General features: G+C 57.1%; 24 protein-coding genes and 5 tRNA genes. 19 read left to right on the top strand and 10 right to left on the bottom strand.

Annotated features, from left to right (window positions below):
* The first annotated feature begins 2 nt into the window (after nucleotides 1–2).
* Complete coding sequence (locus tag ACSIPU_RS17945; protein WP_004104831.1) at nucleotides 3–1016, top strand: HoxN/HupN/NixA family nickel/cobalt transporter; 1014 nt, start codon at nucleotides 3–5, stop codon at nucleotides 1014–1016.
* A 230-nt stretch (nucleotides 1017–1246) separates the two neighbouring features.
* Here ACSIPU_RS17945 and norW read toward each other — a convergent pair whose 3' ends face one another.
* Together norW and norV are read right to left on the bottom strand one after the other, a co-directional pair.
* Entirely contained in the window at nucleotides 1247–2380 is a 1134-nt protein-coding gene (norW, locus tag ACSIPU_RS17940; RefSeq protein ID WP_017145508.1) for an NADH:flavorubredoxin reductase NorW, read from the bottom strand.
* The gene (gene norV, locus ACSIPU_RS17935; protein ID WP_004104829.1) at nucleotides 2377–3822 is read right to left on the bottom strand and encodes an anaerobic nitric oxide reductase flavorubredoxin; all 1446 of its coding nucleotides are present in this window, start codon (nucleotides 3820–3822) and stop codon (nucleotides 2377–2379) included. The genes norW and norV overlap by 4 nt, the downstream gene beginning before the upstream one ends.
* A 187-nt stretch (nucleotides 3823–4009) precedes the next feature.
* On the opposite strand from norV, the gene norR reads away from it, so the two are divergent.
* On the top strand, nucleotides 4010–5554 hold the full coding sequence (norR, locus tag ACSIPU_RS17930) for a nitric oxide reductase transcriptional regulator NorR (protein ID WP_196557956.1): 1545 nt from the start codon (nucleotides 4010–4012) through the stop codon (nucleotides 5552–5554).
* On the opposite strand, the gene gutQ is transcribed toward norR, so the two are convergent.
* The 7 genes from gutQ to srlA all read right to left on the bottom strand — a co-directional run bounded on the left by gutQ (nucleotide 5517) and on the right by srlA (nucleotide 10521).
* Complete coding sequence (gutQ, locus tag ACSIPU_RS17925) at nucleotides 5517–6482, bottom strand: arabinose-5-phosphate isomerase GutQ (protein ID WP_004104827.1); 966 nt, start codon at nucleotides 6480–6482, stop codon at nucleotides 5517–5519. The two genes, norR and gutQ, sit on opposite strands and share 38 nt — an antisense overlap.
* Nucleotides 6475–7248 (bottom strand): glucitol operon DNA-binding transcriptional repressor SrlR, encoded by a 774-nt coding sequence (srlR, locus tag ACSIPU_RS17920; RefSeq protein WP_004104826.1) that lies wholly within the window; start codon nucleotides 7246–7248, stop codon nucleotides 6475–6477. The genes gutQ and srlR overlap by 8 nt, the downstream gene beginning before the upstream one ends.
* A gap of 68 nt (nucleotides 7249–7316) precedes the next feature.
* Nucleotides 7317–7676 carry a transcriptional regulator GutM gene (gutM, locus tag ACSIPU_RS17915; RefSeq protein WP_004114726.1) on the bottom strand — a complete coding sequence of 120 codons (360 nt, stop codon included), beginning with the start codon at nucleotides 7674–7676 and terminating at the stop codon, nucleotides 7317–7319.
* Between the two features lie 134 nt (nucleotides 7677–7810).
* Nucleotides 7811–8590 (bottom strand): sorbitol-6-phosphate dehydrogenase, encoded by a 780-nt coding sequence (gene srlD, locus ACSIPU_RS17910; protein ID WP_049128243.1) that lies wholly within the window; start codon nucleotides 8588–8590, stop codon nucleotides 7811–7813.
* 17 nt (nucleotides 8591–8607) lie between these two features.
* Nucleotides 8608–8970, bottom strand: a complete 363-nt coding sequence (srlB, locus tag ACSIPU_RS17905) for a PTS glucitol/sorbitol transporter subunit IIA (RefSeq protein WP_016809460.1) — start codon at nucleotides 8968–8970, stop codon at nucleotides 8608–8610.
* A gap of 13 nt (nucleotides 8971–8983) precedes the next feature.
* The gene (srlE, locus tag ACSIPU_RS17900) at nucleotides 8984–9961 is read right to left on the bottom strand and encodes a PTS glucitol/sorbitol transporter subunit IIB (protein WP_064356260.1); all 978 of its coding nucleotides are present in this window, start codon (nucleotides 9959–9961) and stop codon (nucleotides 8984–8986) included.
* A complete protein-coding gene (gene srlA / locus ACSIPU_RS17895) occupies nucleotides 9958–10521 on the bottom strand; it encodes a PTS glucitol/sorbitol transporter subunit IIC (RefSeq protein WP_049128242.1) in 564 nt (187 codons plus the stop codon). The genes srlE and srlA overlap by 4 nt, the downstream gene beginning before the upstream one ends.
* Nucleotides 10522–10783: 262 nt before the next feature.
* Here srlA and mltB point away from each other — a divergent pair, with 262 nt between their 5' ends.
* The 4 genes from mltB (at nucleotide 10784) to ACSIPU_RS17875 (ending at nucleotide 14521) form a co-directional block, all read left to right on the top strand.
* A complete protein-coding gene (gene mltB / locus ACSIPU_RS17890) occupies nucleotides 10784–11860 on the top strand; it encodes a lytic murein transglycosylase B (protein WP_196557958.1) in 1077 nt (358 codons plus the stop codon).
* A gap of 203 nt (nucleotides 11861–12063) precedes the next feature.
* Entirely contained in the window at nucleotides 12064–12774 is a 711-nt protein-coding gene (locus tag ACSIPU_RS17885) for a metal ABC transporter ATP-binding protein (protein ID WP_160886661.1), read from the top strand.
* The gene (locus ACSIPU_RS17880; protein WP_004104814.1) at nucleotides 12771–13634 is read left to right on the top strand and encodes a metal ABC transporter permease; all 864 of its coding nucleotides are present in this window, start codon (nucleotides 12771–12773) and stop codon (nucleotides 13632–13634) included. Before ACSIPU_RS17885 ends, ACSIPU_RS17880 begins: the two co-directional genes overlap by 4 nt.
* A gap of 5 nt (nucleotides 13635–13639) precedes the next feature.
* Nucleotides 13640–14521 (top strand): metal ABC transporter substrate-binding protein, encoded by an 882-nt coding sequence (locus ACSIPU_RS17875; RefSeq protein WP_024274602.1) that lies wholly within the window; start codon nucleotides 13640–13642, stop codon nucleotides 14519–14521.
* Nucleotides 14522–14549: 28 nt separating this feature from the next.
* Here the strand turns inward: ACSIPU_RS17875 and ACSIPU_RS17870 are convergent, their stop codons facing one another.
* Nucleotides 14550–14783 (bottom strand): hypothetical protein, encoded by a 234-nt coding sequence (locus tag ACSIPU_RS17870; RefSeq protein WP_004114722.1) that lies wholly within the window; start codon nucleotides 14781–14783, stop codon nucleotides 14550–14552.
* 203 nt (nucleotides 14784–14986) lie between these two features.
* Between ACSIPU_RS17870 and pncC the strand changes: the two genes are divergently transcribed.
* The 13 genes from pncC (at nucleotide 14987) to ACSIPU_RS17805 (ending at nucleotide 23419) form a co-directional block, all read left to right on the top strand.
* Nucleotides 14987–15484 (top strand): nicotinamide-nucleotide amidase, encoded by a 498-nt coding sequence (gene pncC, locus ACSIPU_RS17865; RefSeq protein WP_016809455.1) that lies wholly within the window; start codon nucleotides 14987–14989, stop codon nucleotides 15482–15484.
* 80 nt (nucleotides 15485–15564) lie between these two features.
* Nucleotides 15565–16623 carry a recombinase RecA gene (gene recA / locus ACSIPU_RS17860; RefSeq protein ID WP_004104808.1) on the top strand — a complete coding sequence of 353 codons (1059 nt, stop codon included), beginning with the start codon at nucleotides 15565–15567 and terminating at the stop codon, nucleotides 16621–16623.
* A 70-nt stretch (nucleotides 16624–16693) separates the two neighbouring features.
* Entirely contained in the window at nucleotides 16694–17194 is a 501-nt protein-coding gene (gene recX, locus ACSIPU_RS17855) for a recombination regulator RecX (RefSeq protein WP_032728975.1), read from the top strand.
* Nucleotides 17195–17324: 130 nt separating this feature from the next.
* A complete protein-coding gene (alaS, locus tag ACSIPU_RS17850) occupies nucleotides 17325–19952 on the top strand; it encodes an alanine--tRNA ligase (RefSeq protein WP_032728974.1) in 2628 nt (875 codons plus the stop codon).
* Nucleotides 19953–20190: 238 nt separating this feature from the next.
* A complete protein-coding gene (gene csrA, locus ACSIPU_RS17845; protein WP_000906486.1) occupies nucleotides 20191–20376 on the top strand; it encodes a carbon storage regulator CsrA in 186 nt (61 codons plus the stop codon).
* Nucleotides 20377–20699: 323 nt separating this feature from the next.
* Nucleotides 20700–20792, top strand: a tRNA-Ser gene (locus ACSIPU_RS17840).
* Nucleotides 20793–20796: 4 nt separating this feature from the next.
* A tRNA-Arg gene (locus ACSIPU_RS17835) sits at nucleotides 20797–20873 on the top strand.
* Nucleotides 20874–21066: 193 nt separating this feature from the next.
* Nucleotides 21067–21143, top strand: a tRNA-Arg gene (locus ACSIPU_RS17830).
* Nucleotides 21144–21335: 192 nt separating this feature from the next.
* Nucleotides 21336–21412 (top strand) — tRNA-Arg (locus ACSIPU_RS17825).
* A gap of 192 nt (nucleotides 21413–21604) precedes the next feature.
* Nucleotides 21605–21681, top strand: a tRNA-Arg gene (locus ACSIPU_RS17820).
* A gap of 304 nt (nucleotides 21682–21985) precedes the next feature.
* On the top strand, nucleotides 21986–22300 hold the full coding sequence (locus ACSIPU_RS17815; protein WP_004104803.1) for a BON domain-containing protein: 315 nt from the start codon (nucleotides 21986–21988) through the stop codon (nucleotides 22298–22300).
* A gap of 127 nt (nucleotides 22301–22427) precedes the next feature.
* A complete protein-coding gene (gene yqaB, locus ACSIPU_RS17810; protein ID WP_196557961.1) occupies nucleotides 22428–22994 on the top strand; it encodes a fructose-1-phosphate/6-phosphogluconate phosphatase in 567 nt (188 codons plus the stop codon).
* A complete protein-coding gene (locus ACSIPU_RS17805) occupies nucleotides 22991–23419 on the top strand; it encodes a YqaA family protein (protein WP_004104799.1) in 429 nt (142 codons plus the stop codon). Before yqaB ends, ACSIPU_RS17805 begins: the two co-directional genes overlap by 4 nt.
* Nucleotides 23420–23435 lie beyond the last annotated feature (16 nt).

Raw genomic sequence — 23435 nt, 5'->3', positions numbered from 1 at the left:
ATATGATAGTGACGATTTTGCGTCAGCAGCCGCGCGCAGCGGCGCTGGTGCTGGCATTAATTGCCGCCAATTTGCTGGCCTGGGGCTGGGCGTTTGCGGCGTTCGGCGGCAGCGGCGCGCTGATGGCTGCCAGCCTGCTGGCCTGGGGATATGGTCTGCGCCACGCGGTGGACGCCGACCATATCGCGGCGATCGACAACGTGACCCGCAAAATGATGCAGCAGGGGAAGCGGCCTTTTGCCGTTGGCGCGTGGTTTTCTCTGGGACACTCGTCGATTGTGGTGCTGGCTTCGGCGGCGATTGCCGCGACCGCCACCGCGTTTGGCCAGCAGATGAGCTGGTTTCACGAGACCGGCAGCGTTATCGGCACCGCCGTATCGGCGCTGTTCCTGCTGGTGATGGCTCTTATCAACCTGGTCATTTTGCGCAGCGTCTGGCGCAGCTTTCAGGCGTGGAAGCAGGGCGAAAAGGTGAGCGATGAGATTATGACCGGCGGCGGTATGATGAGCTGGCTGTTCGCGAAAACATTCCGCCTGATTAGCCGCAGCTGGCAGATGTATCTGGTGGGTTTTCTGTTTGGCCTCGGCTTTGATACGGCGACGGAGGTCGGCGTGCTGGGGATCTCCGCCGCCAGCGCGTCGAGCGGGGTATCGATTTGGTCGATTATGGTTTTTCCGGCGCTGTTCGCCAGCGGAATGGCGCTGGTGGATACGCTTGATAACGTGCTGATGGTCGGCGCCTACGGCTGGGCGTTCAGCAAGCCGCAGCGCAAGCTCTATTACAATATGACTATTACCGGCACCTCGGTGGTGGTGGCGCTATTTATCGGCGGCCTGGAGGCGCTGGGGCTGTTGATGGATAAGTTCTCTCTGAGCGGCGGCGTCTGGCGCTGGGTCGGCGCATTGAACGACCATCTCGGCGACGCCGGTTTTGCAGTGGTCGGGCTGTTCGTGGCCTGCTGGGTGCTGTCGGTGCTCAACTACCGCTGGCGCGGGTACGATAATCTGGCGCGGTAGGTTGGGCTTTCCCCGGCTTGCGCTGCGCTTAGCTGGGCTACAGGTTAACAGCCGTCTGCTGGCGGTAGCCCGGACAGATGCGCAAGCATCGCCTCCGGGAAATTATGCCACTCTGCGCGCTGCTCCCGGGGACGGCGCAAGGCGCCTGCCCGGGCTACTGCCGTCTGAGATCCGGTAGCCCGGGTAAGGCGTTTACGCCGCGCCTCGGGAATAACCTCATTTCATCAAGGTTAACTCACCAGCTGCCTGAGCAGGGCAAAAGCATCTTTCATGCGATCTTCGCTAACCACAAACGCGCGCAGCCGGTTTTCGGCGTCAACGCCTTTCGCGACCAGGCCATCTTTGGCGGCAACGATATTCCACGTCAGATCCTCACGCCGGGTATCGCCCGCCAGATGCAGCGGTAAATCCGGCGTTTTGACCTTCACCAGCATCGGCGGCAGCTTGAGCTCGCCCTGCTGGGCCAACAGGTTTTTACCCAGACACATGGCGCTTAGCAGAATCGGCTGCAGAAAAGGCAGGACCATGCCGTTGATTTCCGCGCAATCGCCAAGGGCGTAAATCGCCGGATGGCTGGTTTGCAGCTGGCTGTTCACTACCACGCCACGGTGCGTCTTCAACCCCGCATGCCGCGCCAGCGCCGTTTCCGGGCGCAAACCGGCGGCCGCCACTACCGCATCCACCATCACCGTACGCTGGCGGTCGAGGGTGACGCGAATCCCGTCAGTGCTCTGCTCCAGGCTTTCCAGCTGGGTCTTCAGCATCAGATGCACGCCCATGTCGGTCAGACGATGCTGCAGTCGACTGCTGGCTTCCGGCGGCATCAGCGCCGACAGCACGCTGGCGGAGTTATCCACGACCGTCACCGCTTTGCCGGCGCGGCAGAAATCCATCGCCAGCTCGCAGCCAATCAGACCGCCGCCAACGATCAGCACCCTTTTTGCATCGCGCAGTTGGCTTTGCGCCGCGCCGTATTCTCGCTGGCTATTCAGTGTCAGCATCAGCTCGCGGCCCGGCACCGGCGGGATAAACGGCGTCGCGCCGGTGGCCAGTACCAGTTTGTCATAGCGCCACTCGCGGTCCTGGCTCTTCACCCGCTGATTATCAGCGTCGATATCGCTGACCCAGGTATGCGGAAACAGGCGCAGATTGTACTGCTCGGCAAACTCACCCGCCGTTTGCAGGGTCAGGTCGTCGGCGTTCTGGCCGCGGCTGACCACATGGCTGAGATCCGGCTTGTTGTACTCATCCATACTGTCGGCGGCAATCAGGGTCAGCGGGATGTTCGGGTCCTGCTTGCGGATATTTTTCACCAGCTGACGGGCCGCGAAGCCCGAGCCGATGATGACGATGCCATCACTCATTTTGCCTCCGATGCCAGAACATCAAACACATCTTTACCCAGTGAACACTCAGGACAGAGGAAGTTATCCGGCACATCGCTCCACGGTGTACCCGGCTGGACGTCCTGGTTCGGCTCGCCTTGTTCCGGGTCGTAAATCCACTGGCAAACGCTGCACTGCATTTTCGGGCCGAGATCGGCAGTGGCTGCTGCTGCGCAGGACGTTGCTTCTGGCGCAGCTTTGGCCTCACTGGTGACCGGCAGCGGGGAGAGTGCCCACTGGCGGGCGATTTCGCGACCGTGTTCACGGCACAGCTCCAGCGCGTCGAGATCCGGACGCCATTTGGCCTTCAGGCTCAGGGACATTTCAAAGCCCGCATCCTGTAAACGCGTGGACAGGCGATCAACCGCGCCGCCGCTCCAGCCGTGGGAGCCGAAGGCGCTGGCGTGCTTATTGCGAAAACGCAGGCCGGTCATCTCCTCCACCAGCCCGGCGATTTTCGGCATCATCACGTTATTCATGGTTGAGGTGCCGACCAGCACGCCTTTCGAGCGGAACACGTTGGTCAGAATGTCGTTTTTATCGCTGCGGGCGACGTTGAAGATTTTCACCGCCACGCGCGGATCCACGTCGGTAATGCCCTGAGCGATCGCATCGGCCATCATGCGGGTATTGTTGGACATGGTATCGTAGAAAATCGTGATGCGGTCTTCCTGATAATCCGCCGCCCACTCGAGATATTTTTCGACGATTTGCGTCGGATTATCGCGCCAGACCACGCCGTGGGAGGTGGCAATCATATCTACCGGCAGGTTAAAGCCGAGGATTTCGGTAATTTTCGGTGTCACCAGACGGCTGAACGGGGTCAGAATGTTGGCGTAGTAGCGCTGGCACTGCTCATAAAGCTCAACCTGGTCAACTTCATCATTAAACAGATGTTCATCGCAGTAGTGCTGGCCGAAGGCGTCGTTGCTGAACAGCACCGCGTCGCCGGTCATGTAGGTCATCATGCTATCCGGCCAGTGCAGCATCGGGGTTTCGACGAAAATCAGCTGCTTGCCGTTGCCGATATCCAGGCTGTCGCCGGTTTTCACCACGTTGAAATTCCACTCCGGGTGATGATGGTGTCCGGTGATGGAGTCGATGGCGTTGGCGGTGCAGTAAATCGGCGTGTCCGGAATTTGCGTCATCAGTTCGGTGAGCGCGCCGGCATGGTCCTCTTCCGCGTGGTTGATAATGATGTAATCGATATCGGCGAGATCGATTTCGCCGCGCAGATTTTGCACGAATTCACGGCTGAATTTATGATCGACGGTATCGATCAGCACATTTTTTTCTTCCCGGATAAGATAGCTGTTGTAGCTGCTGCCGCGCAGCGTTTTGTATTCCGTCCCGTGGAAATCACGCACTTCCCAGTCGCGTTGGCCAACCCAATGAATGTTATTTTTAACCAGAATAGACATAGCAACCTCAATTAATTCAGCATTGTTCAAATAGGATGTTTTGCTTATATCAAGTTGCGTGCCAACTTTTTAATTTATTGAATTTAATGGTTTTTATATTTTTATTAAAATTCATTGATGTCAAAATGACAATGGTTAAAATAGTCGATATGACTATGTTAAATGTCAAAATGACTATGAGGCGAACATGAGTTTCTCCGTCGAGGCCCTGGCGAAAATCGCCATTGATTTACAAAGCGATCTCGGCCATGCCGACCGTTTCTCGCGTTTGATTACCACCCTGCGGCAGATACTCGGCTGCGATGCCTCGGCGCTGCTGCGCTATGAGGCGCACCAGTTTGTGCCGCTGGCGATTGATGGCCTGGCCCAGGACGTGCTTGGCCGGCGCTTTGCCCTTGAAGGCCACCCGCGGCTGGAGGCGATTGCCCGGGCGGGGGACGTGGTGCGGTTCCCGGCGGACAGCGATTTGCCGGACCCTTACGATGGGCTGATCCCCGGTCAGGAGAGCCTGAAGGTGCACGCCTGCGTCGGCCTGCCGCTGTTTGCCGGACAAACCCTGATCGGCGCGCTCACCCTCGACGGGATGGATGCGGACCGTTTTGACAGCTTTAGCGACGAGGAGCTGCGCCTGATAGCCGCTCTGGTCGCCGGAGCGCTCAATAACGCGCTGCTGATCGCCAGGCTGGAGAATCAAAACGTGCTGCCGGAACAGGCTATCGTGTATCCGGTATCCGAACGTCAGGAGATCATTGGCCTGTCGGCGCCGATGCTGCAGTTGAAGAAGGAGATCGACATCGTCGCGGCCTCTGACTTAAACGTGCTGATTAGCGGCGAGACCGGCACCGGCAAAGAGCTGGTGGCGAAAGCGGTGCATCAGGGGTCGCCGAGGGCGGCCAATCCGCTGGTCTATCTCAACTGCGCGGCCCTGCCGGAGAGCGTGGCGGAGAGCGAACTGTTTGGCCACGTCAAAGGGGCATTTACCGGGGCGATCAGCAACCGCAGCGGTAAGTTTGAAATGGCAGATAACGGAACGCTATTTCTCGATGAAATTGGCGAGCTTTCGCTGGCGCTCCAGGCCAAGCTGCTACGGGTACTGCAGTATGGCGATATTCAGCGCGTCGGCGACGACCGCAGCCTGCGGGTCGATGTGCGGGTGCTGGCGGCCACTAACCGCGATCTGCGTCAGGAGGTCGTGGAGGGGCGTTTTCGCGCCGATTTGTATCATCGGCTGAGCGTGTTTCCGCTGTCGGTTCCGGCGCTTCGCGAGCGGGACAATGACGTGGTGCTGCTGGCCGGTTATTTTTGCGAACAGTGTCGTGTGCGCATGGGGCTGGCGCAGGTGATTTTAAGCGAGGCGACGCGCGGCAGGCTGCTTGCGTGGTCATGGCCGGGCAACGTGCGCGAGCTGGAGCACGCGATTCATCGGGCGGTGGTGCTGGCGCGGGCGACGCAGGCGGGTAATGAAGTGGTGCTGGAGCCGCAGCATTTCCAGTTTGCCGAGGAAACGCCGGCCTTGCCGACCGTTACCCCGCAGCCGTCGGTGGGAGCAGTAAGCCTGCGCGAGGCGACAGAGGCGTTTCAGCGCGAAGCGATCGCCAGAGCGCTGGCGGATAACCGTCGAAACTGGGCCGCAGCCGCCCGCGCGCTGGAGCTCGACGTCGCCAACCTGCACCGGCTGGCGAAACGTCTGGGGCTTAAAGGATCCCGGCCTGATAAAAGTTTTGCAGGTTAATCGCGCCGACCAGCTGGCCGTTTTCATCCACTACCGGAGCGGCGCTGATTTTGTGCTTCATCAGGCGCTCCTTGGCTTCTATCGCGCGGCTTTCCGCTTGCAGAGTGACGCCGTTGCGGGTCATTGCCTGGCTGACGATATCCTGTAAGCTGCCGCCGCCCACCAGCCAGCGGCGCAGGTCGCCATCGGTAAAGACGCCCTGCACGTGATTGCGTTCATCGCAAACCGCCACCAGCCCCAGGCCGGTGCGGCTGAGTTCGAGCATCGCGTCCATGACGCTGGTGTCGTTAGCGACGCGCGGCACGTCGCCATCGCGGCGCATCAGATGATGGACTTTGTTCAGCAGCCGCGCGCCCAGCGCGCCCGCCGGGTGCGAACGGGCGAAATCTTCTTCGTTAAAGCCGCGGGCCTGCATGACCGCCATGGCCAGCGCGTCGCCGAGCATCAGGGTATTGACGGTGCTGGAGGTGGGCGCGAGGTGCATCGGGCAGGCTTCGCGCTCTACGGCGATATCGAGCACCGCTTTGGCCGCCAGCGCCAGCGGTGAAGTGGATTTACCGGTCATCGCCAGCAGCGGAATGGATTTTTCTTCCAGGCGCGGAACGATAAGATCCAGCTCTTTGGCGCTGCCGGAGTAAGAGATAAACAGCATCACGTCGCGGCTGTCGAGCATTCCGAGGTCGCCGTGCAGCGCTTCCGCCGGGTGAACAAAAAATGCCGGGGTGCCGGTGCTGGCGAAGGTGGCGGCCAGCTTTTTACCAATATGACCCGATTTACCGATACCGGAGACGACCAGTTTGCCCTCGCAGTGGATGATGGTTTCCGCCGCGCGGATGAAGTCGTCGCCCAGGCGTTCAGGCAGGCGGCTCGCCTCCTGAAGCTCCAGCATCAGGGTCTGGCGTCCGGCTTCTAACAGAAAGTTACTCATGATGTTCTCCAGTAATAATGACTTCGATGCCTTTGTCTTCCAGCGCCCGCTTAAATTCCGGGCTGATATCGGCATCGGTAATCAGTTTGTCCACGCTCTCCAGGCCGCAGACGATATTGGGACTTTTGCGGCCAAACTTCGACGAGTCGGCCATCAGGATAACTTCGCGGGCGGCATTGCACATCGCTTTGCTGACCGTATAAACCTCATTAAAGGTGGTGACGCCGGCGATTAAATCAATGCCGTCGGTGCCCATAAACAGTCGATCGAAGCTGAAGTGTTCGAAGGCGTTTTCCGCCAACTGGCCGTGAAAGGAGGCCGATTTTTTGCGAAACGTGCCGCCCGGCATCAGGATGGTTTGTTCGTTATCCAGTTCAGAGAGGGCGTTGACGATATGCAGGCTGTTGGTCATCACGGTAATGTTATTGAAGCGGCTGAGCATCGGTACCATTTGCAGCACCGTACTGCCGGCGTCAAGAATGATCGAGTCGCCATCGTGAATGAAGCTGACGGCGGCTTCGGCAATCCGCTCTTTTTTATGGGTGTTAATCAGCGTTTTGTGGTCGATGGGCGGATCGGCCTCGTCTTTATTTAACACCACGCCGCCGTAAGTACGGATAACGGTACCGGCATTCTCAAGGATCACCAGATCCTTACGGATGGTGGTACCGGTGGTGTCGAAGTGTTGCGCCAGCTCTTCGACCGAGCATTTGCCCTGCGATTGCAGGTGCTCGAGAATGGCTGCCTGGCGCTGACGTGGTTTCATAAGCGTTGTATCCTGCGTTTAAAGTTTCGAAATGATAATTTCGCAAGATATTAACGTTCACAACGAAATTATCCATGTTTCGGATTAAGCGCTAATGATAGTGCATTCTGACAAAGCGGATCATTGGGAAAGATCACATCAGGCTGCAATTCCTTAAGATGTTTACCGGTCAGGACGGGGATTTTTTGCGGCCTGGCGAAGACGGTGAGGCCTTTCATTAGCAGCGTATCGCAAATGCGGTCGTTTTCGTCGACGGCGATGGCGACGACGGCGCGCGGCTTGAACCGCCCCGAGGAACGGCCGACGCCGACGCGTCCCTGCTGGCACAGCCGATCGAACGCGCGATTGAACTGCCTGATTTGCCAGCCGCCAAAGGCGAGCTGGGTTATCCAGGCGATGGCGGCGACGGTGATAAGTGCGGTAACCATAAAGTCTCCTTAAGGCGTGTGCGATATTTCCCCGGAGGCGGCGCGTTGCGCCTGTCCGGGCTACCAGACAGCCGCATAATCGGTAGCCCGGACAGATGCGCAGCATCGCCTCCGGGGAAACAGTGCGCAACGTTTTAAAACATCACCTGCCCGCCGGTGACGTTGATGGACTGCCCGGTACAGTATGAAGCCTGCGGGCTGGCGTAAAACATCAGCACGTTAAGTACGTCCTGGTAATCGCAGCCGCGCTTTAGCGGGACTTTATCGATGTAATACTGCTCGACCTGCTCCTCCGGGATCCCCAGCTTGGTGGCGTACTGCGGCAGCAGCGACTGGAACATCGGCGACTTCAGCAGGTTGCCCAGCATCAGAGAATGCACGGTAATCCCGTACTCCGCGAGGTCCAGCGCCAGCGACTGCGTCAGACCCACGCCGCCGAACTTCGCCGCGCTATAGCCGGAGTTATGTTTGCTGCCCACTTTGCCGGATTTAGAGTTAATCTGGATGATGCGACCTTTAATGCCGTCGCGGATCATCAGGCGGGAAAACTCGCGGGCGCAGAGGAAGTAGCCCACCAGATTCACCTGCAGAGAACGGTCGAAATCCCCCAGCGCGAAATCGCTAATAAAGGCCGCTTTAGCGATCCCGGCGCTATAGACCAGCAGATCGACGCGGGAAAATATTTCATCCACTCCGCGAGCAAGAGCAACCACGCTGGCTTCGCTGGTGGCGTCCGCGCCGAAGCCCCACGCAGCGCCTTCGCCATACTCCGCGTTGATGGCCTGGGCGACGCGGGTCGCTTTATCGCTCTGAATATCGACTACCGCCACGCGATAGCCTTCTGCGGCAAGCCCGCGGCACAAAAACTCTCCTAAGGTTTGTCCCCCACCGATGACAACAGCAACCTGATTCATAATTTTCTCCTTACAACTTAAGCAACAAATTTCAGTACGCAGCCGGTGGCGATGCCTTCCGGCACCGGGCCCGCCACGTGTACGGTCCCGGGGAATTCCGCTTCGCGGTGCCCGTCAAAGCGCAGCGTGATATGGCCCAGCTCGCGTAGGTTCTGTTCGGCAACGTCGCCGACGGCGGTGACCGGGTAGCGCAGCTCGCCAAGCTGTAGCTCCGCGCCCGGCGCCAGCGCGCCGGACAGCTCACCGTGGTTGTGAATAAAGCAGTACTCTTCGATATCGGCCGGGGCGCCTTCGCGGAAGGTGATCAGCATTTGCTCCTCCAGCGCCATCGTCGCGCTGGCGCCGATATGGGTAATCGTGGTCTGGTAAATCACGGTCATCTTCAGGCACCTCTTATTGATAAATAAATCCGGAAACGAACCAGGCGATGAGCACCGTTGGCGCTCCGGTCAGGAAACGGCTCACCAGCACCGACGGTACGCCGACGCGCACCGTATCCTGGCGAGCTTCCGCCAGCGACAGGCCAACCGGGATAAAGTCGCAGGCGGCCTGGGCGTTGATGGCGAACAGCGCGGGCAGGGCGAGATGCGGCGGAATATTGCCGAGGCCAATCTGCACGCCAATCAGCACGCCGATAACCTGGGCGATGACCGCGCCGGGGCCGAGAAACGGCGACAGCAGCGGGAAAGAGCAGATCAGCGCCAGGGTGACGAGGCCCAGCGGATGGCTGGCGAGCGGCGCCAGGCCATGGGCTACCCAATCGCCGATGCCGGAGGCCATGATGATGCCGATCAGCGCCGCGACGAAGGCCATAAACGGCAGAATGGTTTTCAACACCGTATCGATGGTGTCGCGCCCGGCCTGGAACAGCACCGCCACGACGGAACCCATCCCCATGCCGACTTTGGCCAGCAGGCCGTCGCTCTGCTCGGTGATTTTCTTGCTGGTGTCATAGTCGCGGACCGCCGGCTGGGCTGGCGCGGCCTGCGGGGCCGGGGAGGGGCCATCTTCCAGGGCGAAAATGTTCTCTTCTTTGACGCCGGAAACGTAAATATCTTCGACGATATACTGCGCCAGCGGACCCGATTTGCCGGTCGCGTGAATATTAATGGTCGGGATGCGGCGCTTCGGGTAGATACCGCAGCGCAGGGTGCCGCCGCAGTCGATAATCGCCACGCCGATTTCCGCTTCCGGCGGCTCACCCTCTTTGAAACCATCGACCGCCTGCCAGCCGGTGAGGTGGGCAATTTTATCGACGATCGCCGGACGGGTGCCCGCGGTGATATAGACAATTTTTTTACCGGCAACGGCGTCCAGTTCGAGCGGTCCGCCCCAGCCGCCGGTGCCTTTTTCAATGCGAATACGGGTCATGATATCGCTCCTGACAGGTGGACTTTCTGCTCAAGCTGGATGGCCATTTTTTTCTCAAAAATCGACGTGGTCAGATCGGTTACCCAGCCGCGGAAGAAGTTCGTCACCAGACCCACCAGCAAATAGCTCACCGCCAGTGGCCCTAACGGCAGGCCGAGGGTGGTCAGCCCGTTGGCGATCCCCAGATAAACGAACAGTTCGCCGGGGTTGATATGCGGAAACAGGCCGTTCATTGAGTGGCAGCTGTAGGAGGCCGCCGCGTAGTAGCTCGGTTTGTATTTCTCGGGCATAAAGCGCCCAAGGCTCAGGGTCATCGGGTTACAGAAAACGAAGGTGCCGATGCAGGGCAGCAGCAGGTAGCGCGAGATCGGATTACCGGCGCAGCGCTGCGCCAGCTTTTCGATCCGCTGCTGACCGATAAAGTTGATAAGCGCATTCATGATCACCAGCAGGCTGATCAGCAAAGGCAGGATCCCGGTGACCATTCCGGTGAATACCTCGCCTCCCTTCTGAAACAGGCCGATAAACCACTCGGCGCCGTGGGTAACGACTTCAATCATTGTTCTCTCCTTCAGCGTGTTATTTTTCTTGCTAACCGGCGGCTAATTTTAATCATTTTAAAAGGTTTAAAAGTGTTAAACTGATCGCAAAATGAAAGATAAATATTTTATTTTGAAAGTTTATAGCTGAAGTGAAAGAAAGATCCGGCGAGGCATAAGCAAAAACGGCAAGAAAAAAGAATTTACATCGTCGCCGCTTCCTTGTGAGCGGGCGCATGCTTTACCATAATTATCCCTTGCCGATTTGTTGAATGGATGTCCCATGTTGAAGCGTCGTTATCTGGCTTTACTCCCTCTTTGCGTTCTTCTCGCTGCCTGCAGCAGCAAACCTCAAACCCCCGCGGAAAAGGAAATGGCGGGCGGCACGGGCGGTTTTTTACTTGAGCCGCAGAATAACGTGATGCAAATGAGCGGTGATTTCGCGAATAACCCGGCGGCGGAGCAGTTCATCGACAAGATGGTGAGCAAGCACGGCTTTGACCGACAGCAGCTGCATGAGATCCTCTCGCAGGCTAAACGTCTGGACTATGTTCTGCGTCTGATGGACCGCCAGGCGCCGACCGGGCTGCCGCCGTCAGGGCCAAACGGCGCCTGGCTGCGCTATAAAAAACAGTTTATTACCCCGGATAACGTGCAGAACGGCGTGGCGTTCTGGAACCAGTATCAGGATGCGCTCAACCGCGCGTACCAGGTTTACGGCGTGCCGCCGGAAATTATCGTCGGGATTATTGGCGTTGAGACCCGCTGGGGCAGAGTGATGGGTAAGACCCGTATCCTCGATGCGCTGGCGACGCTGTCGTTTAACTATCCGCGCCGCGCCGAATACTTCTCCGGCGAGCTGGAAACGTTCCTGCTGATGGCGCGCAGCGAACAGGATGACCCGCTCGATCTGAAAGGCTCCTTCGCCGGGGCAATGGGCTATGGTCAGTTTATGCCCTCTTCTTATAAGCAGTATGCCGTGGACTTTAACGGCGACGGGCATATCAATCTGTGGGATCCGGTCGATGCCATCGGCAGCGTGGCGAATTACTTCAAGCAGCACGGTTGGGTGAGCGGCGATCTGGTCGCGGTACAGGCGCTGGGCCAGGCGCCAGGCCTGAACAATGGGTTTAAAACTAAATACAGCGTCTCGCAGCTGGCGGCGGCAGGATTAACCCCGACCCAGCCGCTGGGTAACCATCAGCAGGCGAGCCTGCTGCGTCTGGATGTCGGTACCGGCTATCAGTACTGGTACGGCCTGCCGAACTTCTACACTATCACCCGCTATAACCACAGCACCCATTACGCGATGGCCGTCTGGCAGCTGGGCCTGGCGGTTTCTCAGGCCCGGATGCAGTAATCCCGCCTTCTGCGCTCCTCTCCGTCCGGAGAGGAGTCTGTAACATTTTGCAGCATTTCCTTTTGTTGACGCCAATTTACAATCTACGCTTCTTTTAATATTGTTATGTTATAACGTTTTATTGAGGCGTAAACATTGACTTCCTTATTGATGACTTCAGGCATCGCCCGGCTGACGATGGCCTGCGTAGTGCTGGCCGCGCTGTGGCTGGCAACCTGGTGGGCGGTATCCCTGCCATGATTAAGCTCGATCACCTGGTGGCTGGCTATGAAGGGCTGGCGATCACGCCGTCCCTTAGCGGTACGATTGCAACGGGGAGTATGACGGCGATTGTCGGCCTTAATGGCTGTGGGAAGTCGACGCTGCTCAAGACGCTGGCCGGCTTTATTCCACCGGTTAGCGGCCGTCTGAACTGGCGCGGTGAACGACCCGTTATCGGCTGGCTGGCGCAGCGTCATGCCCTGGAGTCGCAGTTTCCGTTGACGGTGCAGGATGTGGTCAGCCAGGGGGCCTGGCCCCGGGTATCGCTATTGCGCGGGCTCAGGGGAGAGGGGCGTCAGCGTATCGTCGCATCCTTAGAGCGGGTGGGACTGTTAACGATGGCGAAAACGCCGATTGAGGCGCTCTCCGGCGGCCAGTTTCAGCGCATGCTCTTCGCAAGGGTCATGGTGCAACGCGCGCCGCTGGTAATGCTTGACGAACCGTTTACCGGCATCGACGAAGCGACCTGTCGTGAGCTGATGGCGCTGATCCTCGAAATGCACCAGCAGGGACAGACGATTCTGGCGGTGCTGCACGATAACCAACGGGTCGCCGACTATTTCCCGGAAACGCTGCTGCTAACGTCGCAGCACGCCCGCTGGGGCTGTACGCCTGATGTACTGCCCGCCTTTCACTCCGCGAGGCTGGCATGATCTGGCACACCTTTATTCAACCCTTTATCGAGTTTGGCTTTATGCGCCGCGCGCTGGTGGTGTGCCTGGCGCTCTCCCTGAGCACTACGATGCTCGGCGTTTTCTTACTTTTACGTCGCATGAGCCTGATGGGCGATGCGCTCTCGCATGCGATTTTGCCCGGCGTGGCGGCGGGCTACCTGCTTAACGGGATGTCGCTGCTGGCGATGACCGTCGGTGGTTTTATTGCCGGCATTGCGGTGGCGCTGGTGGCGGGATGGGTCAGCCGACGCACGCCTTTAAAAGAGGATGCCAGCTTCGCCGGGTTTTATCTCGGCTCCCTGGCGCTGGGCGTTACGCTGGTCTCGCTGCGCGGTTCTAACGTCGACCTGCTGCATCTGCTGTTTGGCTCGATTCTGGCGGTAGACCGCGATTCGGCGCTGTTTGTCTCCGCCGTTGCCAGCCTGACCCTGATTTGCATCGCGTTGTTTTATCGCGGCCTGGTCAGTGAAGCCTTCGATAGCGTCTGGCTTCAGGTGAACTCGCGAAGATTGCCGGCGCTGCTCCACGGCCTGTTTCTCGCCCTGCTGGTGCTCAACCTGGTGGCCGGGTTTCAGGTTCTCGGCACGCTGATGGCGGTAGGCGTCATGATGCTGCCTGCCGTCGCGGCGCGCTGCTGGGCGCGAACGCTGCCGGGCATTCTGCTGCTGGCGGCGTCGATCGGCAGTTTTTGCGCGTGGATGGGGCTGAGCCTGTCGTGGGCGGCGAATTTGCCTGCCGGACCCGCGATCGTGCTGACCGCCAGCGGCATCTTTTTTGTATCGGTATTTTTTGGCACGCGCAGCCGGCTGGTTGTCGGCTGGCGTAAATTAATGGGGTAAGGAAAATGAAGCAACGTACCGGGATATGGCTGGCGCTGGCGCTGGGGCTCGCATCGCACGGGGTGATGGCGAAAACGCTGAATGTCGTGAGTAGTTTTTCCGTTTTAGGCGATATGGTGCAGCAGATTGGCGGCGAACACGTGCATGTCAACACGCTGGTGGGGCCGGATGGCGATCCGCATACCTTTGAGCCTTCGCCGAAAGATAGCGCGCTGCTGAGTAAAGCGGATGTCGTGGTGGTCAACGGTCTGGGGCTGGAAGGCTGGCTGGACCGCTTAATTAAGGCATCCGGTTTCAAAGGTGAGCTGGTGGTAGCTTCCCGCGGAGTCAAAACTCACACGCTTGAAGAAGATGGCGCAACGGTAACCGATCCGCATGCGTGGAACAGCGCCGCCAACGGCGCCCTGTATGCGAAGAATATCCTTAACGGCCTGGTAAAAGCGGACCCGGATGATAAGGCTGCGCTGGAGATTTCCGGTCAGCGCTATATCAGCCAGCTCAACGATATCGATCGCTGGGCAAAAAGCCAGTTCAGCGCCATTGCGCTGGAGAAACGCAAAGTGCTCACCAGCCATGACGCTTTCGGCTATTTTGGCCGCGCCTATGGTGTGACCTTCCTCGCGCCGCAGGGATTATCGTCGGAGAGTGAAGCCAGCGCGGCGCAGGTAGCGGCTTTAATTCAACAAATTAAAGCCGACGGCGTGCATACCTGGTTTATGGAAAACCAGCTCGACCCAAGGCTGGTCAAGCAGATCGCCAGCGCAACGGGCGCGCAGCCGGGCGGTGAGCTCTATCCTGAAGCGCTCTCTAAACCCGGCGGCGTGGCGGACAGTTATGTGAAAATGCTGCGTCACAACGTCGAGCTGATTGCGGCCAGTATGCAATAGTTTCTGCCGGCCCGCAGGGGGCCGGTTTTTATCCGGGCTGCCCGTTAAGTATCTGCTTGATTCTTTTGCTTAAAGTAAATCCATAGATCACGCAGCCGACGCCCAATAAGAGCTGCACGCCTTCACACAGGGGATTGAAGGAGCGGGTGAAAATATGCAGAAGCGCGGTGAACAGTGAAAATAAGCCGCATAAGAACAGGCAAAGGCGCACCTGACGGATTTTTTGCAGACTCTGCTCTGCGGTAAAGGGGGCTTTGGCCATTCCAGATAACCTCGAATTTAACTCTTCCTTTAATGTGCGGTGAATTGTGACACCGGTGACATCAGGCTGCTATCCGAAAGTGCTGCGACAGCGTGGGCGATGATTTTCGCAAGCCTCCTCGTAAATTCGCCACCCCGTCCCCATATCTTCGCTGGAAGTGCTATCTTTGATGGCCTGTTTATAGAGCTTACGTGGGGCGACGAATGACAGATTCGGAATTAATGCAGCTGAGCGAGCAGGTGGGGCAGGCGCTGAAAGCGCGCGGCGCGACGGTGACCACGGCGGAGTCCTGCACCGGCGGCTGGGTCGCCAAAACCCTGACCGATATTGCCGGCAGCTCGGCGTGGTTTGAGCGCGGTTTTGTGACTTACAGTAATGAAGCCAAGTCGCAGATGATTGGCGTCAGCGAAGCGACGCTGCTTGACCATGGCGCGGTGAGCGAACCGGTGGTCGTGGAGATGGCGATTGGCGCCCTGCGCGCGGCTCGCGCGGACTACGCGATTTCGGTCAGCGGCATCGCCGGGCCGGATGGCGGCAGCGCGGAAAAGCCGGTGGGCACCGTCTGGTTTGGCGTGGCTAGCGCCAGCGGACAGGGCGTAACCCAGCGCGAATGCTTTGCCGGAGACCGGGAGGCGGTGCGCCGCCAGGCCACGGCCTATGCGCTAAATCTCCTCTGGCAACAATTTCTACAAAATACTTGATACTGTATGACTATACAGTATAATTGCTTCAACAGAACAGAATTGACTACCCGGTTACACCCGGCATGAGAGGAGTAATAATGGCTATCGACGAAAACAAACAGAAAGCGTTGGCGGCAGCACTGGGCCAGATCGAAAAACAATTCGGTAAAGGCTCCATCATGCGCCTGGGTGAAGACCGCTCCATGGATGTGGAAACAATCTCCACCGGCTCGCTTTCCCTGGATATCGCCCTGGGCGCAGGCGGCCTGCCGATGGGCCGTATCGTCGAGATTTACGGGCCTGAATCTTCCGGTAAAACCACGCTGACGCTGCAGGTTATCGCCGCCGCGCAGCGTGAAGGTAAAACCTGTGCGTTTATCGATGCGGAACACGCGCTGGATCCGGTTTATGCTCGCAAGCTGGGCGTCGATATCGACAACCTGCTGTGCTCCCAGCCGGACACCGGCGAGCAGGCTCTGGAAATCTGTGACGCGCTGGCGCGTTCCGGTGCGGTAGACGTTATCGTCGTCGACTCCGTTGCGGCGCTGACGCCGAAAGCGGAAATCGAAGGTGAAATCGGCGACTCTCACATGGGCCTCGCGGCGCGTATGATGAGCCAGGCGATGCGTAAACTGGCGGGTAACCTGAAGCAGTCCAACACGCTGCTGATCTTTATCAACCAGATTCGTATGAAAATTGGCGTCATGTTCGGTAACCCGGAAACCACTACCGGTGGTAACGCGCTGAAATTCTACGCCTCCGTGCGTCTGGATATCCGCCGTATCGGTGCGGTGAAAGAGGGTGACAACGTTGTCGGCAGCGAAACCCGCGTTAAAGTGGTGAAAAACAAAATTGCCGCGCCGTTTAAACAGGCCGAATTCCAGATTCTCTACGGCGAAGGTATCAACTTCTTCGGTGAGCTGGTCGATCTCGGCGTGAAAGAGAAGCTGATTGAGAAAGCGGGCGCCTGGTACAGCTACAACGGCGATAAAATTGGTCAGGGTAAGGCGAACGCGATCTCCTGGCTGAAAGAGAACCCGGCTGCAGCAAAAGAGATCGAGAAGAAAGTTCGTGAACTGCTGCTGAGCAATCAGGACTCTACGCCGGACTTCGCGGTTGATGGCAACAGCGAAGCAGAAACCGAACAAGATTTCTGATATCGTCTGAACAGACTAACAAGGGGCCGCTTATGCGGCCCTTTTGCTTTTTTGATTAGCGAGGTTGCCCGTGACTGAAACTTCATCCCGCCGCTCTGACTATGCCCGTCTGCTGGATCGCGCGATTCGCATTCTGGCAATGCGCGACCATAGCGAACAGGAGCTCAGGCGCAAACTGGCTGCGCCGGTGATGAGCAAGAACGGCCCTGAAGCGCTAAACGTAACGCCGGAAGAGGTCGATAACGTTGTCGAATGGTGTATTGAGAACCGCTATCTGGACGACGATCGCTTTGTCGGCCAGTTTATTGCCAGCCGCAGCCGCAAGGGATACGGCCCGGCGCGCGTCCGCCAGGAGCTAAAGCAGAAGGGGATTTCCCGCGAGACGATAGAGTCAGCCATGCGTGACTGCGAAATCGACTGGGCACAGCTTGCTAAAGAGCAGGCGCAGAGAAAATATGGCGAACCCTTGCCCACCGTATTTGCAGAAAAAGTCAAAATTCAGCGCTTTTTGCTCTACCGCGGCTATCTGATGGAAGATATCCAGGAAATCTGGCGAAATTTTGCAGATTGACCCATCCGGGATTTTACTTCCCCGTAAAGAAAACTTATCTTATTCCCACTTTATTTTCGTGAGTAGCCTGCCGGTCGATACTGGGTAGTGGCTGCCAGCGACATTTCGTTAGCTTGATTTCAGGATAATTATGAGCAAGAGCACCGCTGAGATCCGTCAGGCGTTTCTCGACTTTTTCCATAGTAAAGGACATCAGGTAGTTGCGAGCAGCTCCCTGGTGCCGCATAACGACCCGACCCTGCTGTTTACCAACGCCGGGATGAACCAGTTCAAGGATGTTTTCCTTGGTCTCGACAAACGTAATTATTCGCGCGCAACCACCGCGCAGCGTTGCGTTCGTGCGGGTGGTAAGCACAACGATCTGGAAAACGTCGGTTACACCGCGCGTCACCACACCTTCTTTGAAATGCTGGGTAACTTCAGCTTCGGCGACTACTTCAAACAGGACGCTATCAAATACGCATGGGAACTGCTGACCGGTGAGAACTGGTTCGCCCTGCCGAAAGAAAAACTGTGGGTGACCGTCTACGAAACCGATGACGAGGCGTTCGACATCTGGGCAAATGAAGTTGGCGTACCGCGCGAGCGTATTATTCGCATCGGCGACAATAAAGGCGCGCCTTTTGCTTCCGATAACTTCTGGCAGATGGGCGACACCGGGCCGTGCGGTCCATGCACCGAAATCTTCTTCGACCATGGCGACCATATCTGGGGCGGCCCTCCGGGAACGCCGGAAGAAGACGGCGATCGCTATATTGAGATCTGGAATATCGTCTTTATGCAGTTCAACCGTCAGGCTGACGGGACAATGGAGCCGCTGCCTAAGCCGTCCGTGGATACCGGTATGGGCCTCGAACGTATTGCCGCCGTACTGCAGCACGTTAACTCCAACTACGATATCGATCTGTTCCGCGATCTGATTAAGAGCGTAGCTGACGTCACCGGCGCGACCGATCTCTCTAACAAGTCCCTGCGCGTTATCGCTGACCACATTCGTTCCTGCGCTTTCCTGATTGCCGATGGCGTTATCCCGTCGAATGAAAACCGCGGCTACGTGCTGCGCCGCATTATTCGTCGCGCAATCCGTCATGGCAACATGCTGGGTGCGAAGGAGACCTTCTTCTGGAAACTGGTCGCCCCGCTGATTGACGTGATGGGCTCCGCCGGCGAAGAGCTGAAACAGCAGCAGGCTCAGGTTGAGCAGGTGCTGAAAACCGAAGAAGAGCAGTTTGCCCGTACTCTCGAGCGCGGACTGGCGCTGCTGGATGAAGAGCTGGCTAAACTACAGGGCGACACGCTGGACGGCGAAACCGCTTTCCGCCTGTACGATACTTACGGTTTCCCGGTTGACCTGACCGCCGACGTTTGCCGCGAACGCAACATCAAGGTTGACGAAGCCGGCTTTGAAGCCGCAATGGAAGAGCAGCGCCGTCGCGCGCGCGAATCCAGCGGTTTTGGCGCGGACTACAACGCGATGATCCGCGTTGACGGCGCCTCTGAGTTTAAAGGCTATGACAGCCTGGAACTGAACGGCAAAGTGACTGCCCTGTTTATCGATGGTAAAGCGGTAAATGCGGTGAACGCCGGTCAGGAAGCCGTAGTGATCCTCGACCAGACGCCGTTCTACGCTGAATCCGGCGGCCAGGTGGGGGATAAAGGCGAGCTGAAGGGCGCCGGTTTCTCCTTCCAGGTCAGCGATACACAGAAATACGGTCAGGCAATTGGTCATATTGGTAAACTGAATGGCGGTTCGCTGAAGGTCGGCGACTCCGTACAGGCAGATGTCGATCAGGCTCGCCGCCAGCGTATCCGTCTGAACCACTCCGCGACGCACCTGATGCACGCGGCGCTGCGTCAGGTTCTCGGTACGCACGTTGCGCAGAAAGGCTCCCTGGTCAACGACAAAGCGCTGCGCTTCGACTTCTCGCATTTTGAGGCGATGAAGCCGGAGGAGATCCGCGCGGTTGAAGATCTGGTGAACGCGCAAATCCGTCGCAACCTGCCAATCGAAACCAATATCATGGATATTGACGCTGCTCGTGAATCAGGCGCAATGGCGCTGTTTGGCGAGAAGTATGACGATCGCGTTCGCGTGCTGCGAATGGGCGATTTTTCCACCGAGCTGTGCGGCGGAACTCACGCCTCGCGTACCGGTGATATCGGCCTGTTCCGCATCACCTCTGAGTCTGGCACCGCCGCAGGCGTGCGCCGTATCGAAGCGGTCACCGGCGAAGGCGCGATGGCGCTGCTGCATGCGCAAAGCGATCTGCTGGGCGATATTGCGCAGCTGCTGAAAGGGGATACCCACAGCCTCGGCGAGAAGGTACGCGCCGCGCTGGAGCGTAGCCGTCAGTTGGAAAAAGAGCTGCAGCAGCTGAAAGAGCAGGCTGCCGCGCAGGAGAGCGCAAACCTCTCCAGCAAAGCCGAAGAGATTAACGGCGTTAAGCTGCTGGTCAGCGAGCTGGCCGGCGTTGAGCCGAAAATGCTGCGTACTATGGTTGACGATCTGAAAAATCAGCTTGGTTCAACGGTTGTTGTGTTAGCTACGGTCGCAGAAGGTAAGGTTTCTCTGATTGCGGGTGTGTCTAAGGATGTGACAGACCGCGTGAAAGCAGGGGAACTGGTTGGTATGGTCGCCCAGCAGGTGGGCGGTAAAGGGGGCGGTCGTCCGGATATGGCGCAGGCCGGCGGTACCGATGCGTCTGCTCTCCCTGCTGCGTTGGCCAGTGTGAAAGGCTGGGTAAGCGCAAAACTGTAATAACTATAATCGCATAGATGCTGTGGTTCTCGGACTACAGCATCTTGCGCGAGAAGCACTGATAACGATAAAGTCGGGTTGAAGTTGTGTATATCGGCTAAACTTAGGTTTAACAGAATGTGATGCCGTGACTGCTTACACCGTAGGGTGTTTGTCATCGCTTACTTTTTGGCGTTATATGATGGATAATGCCGGGATACGAGAGACCCGACTCTTTTAATCTTTCAAGGAGCAAAGAATGCTGATTCTGACTCGTCGAGTTGGTGAGACCCTCATGATTGGAGATGAGGTCACTGTGACAGTTTTAGGGGTGAAGGGTAACCAGGTTCGTATTGGCGTAAATGCCCCTAAAGAAGTCTCTGTGCATCGTGAAGAGATCTACCAGCGTATCCAGGCTGAAAAATCCCAGCAGTCCAGTTACTAAGGTTTTCGCGCCTCGCTGTTTGGTGAGGCGCATCCCTCCCAGGTTCGTTTTTTCCACTTTTCTTCTCCGACAGCCTCTCTTTTTTGTCGTTTACGCGGATTCCGCTCCCGTTATCTTTTGCGTTAGCAGCAGCAAAATCAGCAATTTCTTGTTGATAAAATACTCTTTTTGCCGTTTTCACAGGCTAATTGCGCGGGAAGTGTGCAAACGAAAAAAAGGTCTCGAAAAAAGGTTTGACTTATAAGTACCAGAAAGTAATATGTGCGCCATCGCAGCGACGAAGAGCAGAAACAAGTTCTTCGAAGCACTCGTAAGAGGCGTGTGGTGAGGTGGCCGAGAGGCTGAAGGCGCTCCCCTGCTAAGGGAGTATGCGGTCAAAAGCTGCATCCGGGGTTCGAATCCCCGCCTCACCGCCATTTTGCATCCGTAGCTCAGCTGGATAGAGTACTCGGCTACGAACCGAGCGGTCGGAGGTTCGAATCCTCCCGGATGCACCATATTCTCCATATCTTCAGCAACGAGGTGTGGATGAGGTGGCGGTATTAGCCGCAAGCACCAGGGGGGATAACGTTGCTTTAGCAACGGCCCGAAGGGCGAGCCGCAAGGCAAGTCATCCTCCCGGATGCACCATCTTACTTGATACAGCTTTAGCAGCAGTATCAAAATCTGCAGTAAAGTAAGTTTCCCGATGCATCCGTAGCTCAGCTGGATAGAGTACTCGGCTACGAACCGAGCGGTCGGAGGTTCGAATCCTCCCGGATGCACCATATTCTCCGAGATAACAGCTACGCTGTTGTTTCATGGTCTGCGAGTGAATCGCCGGCACCAGGGAGGATAACGTTGCTTTAGCAACGGCCCGAAGGGCGAACCGAGTGAGTCATCCTCCCGGATGCACCATCTCTTACTTGATACGGCTTTAGCAGCGGTATCAATATCGGCAGTAAAGCAAGTTTCCCGATGCATCCGTAGCTCAGCTGGATAGAGTACTCGGCTACGAACCGAGCGGTCGGAGGTTCGAATCCTCCCGGATGCACCATATTCTCCGAGATAGCAGCCACGCTGTTGTTTCACGGTCTGCGAGATAATCGCCAGCACCAGGGAGGATAACGTTGCTTTAGCAACGGCCCGAAGGGCGAACCGAGTGAGTCATCCTCCCGGATGCACCCTCTCTTACTTGATACGGCTTTAGCAGCGGTATCAATATCGGCAGTAAAGCAAGTTTCCCGATGCATCCGTAGCTCAGCTGGATAGAGTACTCGGCTACGAACCGAGCGGTCGGAGGTTCGAATCCTCCCGGATGCACCATATTCTCCGAGATAACAGCCACGCGGTTGTTTCATGGTCTGCGAGATGATCGCCAGCACCAGGGAGGATAACGTTGCTTTAGCAACGGCCCGCAGGGCGAACCGAGTGAGTCATGCTCCCGGATGCACCTATTCTCTTCATAATAAATATTCTTCAGTTCCTCCTCCTTATCTCAAGCATGTTAAGCGCAATAATTCACCTTATTCTTCAGCACTTTTTTCATTGGCAACTCCCTCTTTCCACTATAATTTATTCCTGTATATCGATCTGATTTTGGGTGAGATAAGTGCAAGGAGAGAAATCCATGAAATGGTTCAAAGCAATAACTGCGTTTTGCGCGACGCTGCTGGTGGCCGTATCGCTGGCGGGCTGTGCCGGTTCGTCCACAAAGGAGAGTACCGGTGGTTACATTGACGATACCGTCATTACGACTAAAGTAAAAACCGCGCTCTTCAATGACAAAGAGATAAAGTCTTCAGAAATTAGCGTCCAGACCTTTAAAGGTCGCGTACAGCTCAGCGGCTTTGTCTCATCCGCAGACAGCGCTAAACGTGCGGTCGAAGTCACGAGAAAAGTGCAGGGCGTTCGCGTGGTTGAGAACGATTTAAGAATCAAATAATCGCAGCAGACTGCACTGTTATTAGCAAGGGCGCCACAGAGCGCCCTTGTTGCATCTACCGCTGGCAGCGACAAACCTGACCTTTTGCGTTACAGTAACACCTCCTTAACCGGTTGATGAGAAGACGATGTACGAACGTTATGCAGGACTGATTTTTGATATGGATGGCACGATCCTCGATACCGAGCCGACGCATCGTAAGGCATGGGACGAGGTTCTGGGACGTTACGGCATGCGTTTCGATATGCAGGCCATGGTCGCGCTTAACGGATCTCCAACCTGGCGGATTGCTCAGGCCATTATTGAATTAAATCAGGCTGATTTAGATCCTCATCTTCTGGCGCAGGAAAAAACTGCCGCTGTGAAAGCGATGCTGCTTGATAGCGTCCGTCCTTTAACGCTTATTGAGGTGGTCAAAGAGTGGCACGGTCGTCGTCCGATGTCAGTCGGTACCGGCAGCGAGAGCGCCGTTGCTGAAGCGCTGCTGGCTCATCTGGGTCTGCGTCACTACTTCTCGGCGGTGGTTGCCGCCGATCATGTCGCCAACCATAAACCCGCACCTGATACTTTCTTACTTTGCGCAGAGCGCATGGGCGTTGCGGCGGAGAAGTGCGTGGTCTTTGAAGATGCGGACTTCGGGCTGCAGGCGGCGAAGCGCGCCGGAATGGATGTCGTGGACGTGCGATTGCTGTGAGCGACTCGCTGTCGCTGATATCGCTGTTTGCCAGTAGCTTTCTAAGCGCAACGCTGCTTCCCGGCAACTCGGAAGTGGTGTTGATCGCCATGCTGCTGGCGGGGGTTAGCCAGCCGTGGTTACTGGTTTTAATAGCAATAATCGGTAATAGCCTTGGAGGGGTAACTAACGTTATTCTGGGGCGCCTGTTTCCGCTGCGCAAGACATCGCGCTGGCAGGAGAAGGCGACCGGCTGGCTGAGGCGCTACGGCGCGGTCACGCTATTATTAAGCTGGGCGCCTGTTATAGGCGATTTGCTGTGTTTACTGGCGGGATGGATGCGCATTTCCTGGGGACCAGTGCTCTTTTTTTTATGCCTTGGCAAAGCATTACGCTATATCGTCGTTGCGGCGATAACGCTTCAGGGCATGACGTGGTGGCACTAATTGGACTGATTGTTCA

Origin of the sequence: Klebsiella sp. HN106 (assembly GCF_051209435.1) — a bacterium.
Classification (GTDB): domain Bacteria; phylum Pseudomonadota; class Gammaproteobacteria; order Enterobacterales; family Enterobacteriaceae; genus Klebsiella; species Klebsiella oxytoca.
This window is presented reverse-complemented; position numbering and strand designations above follow the sequence as displayed.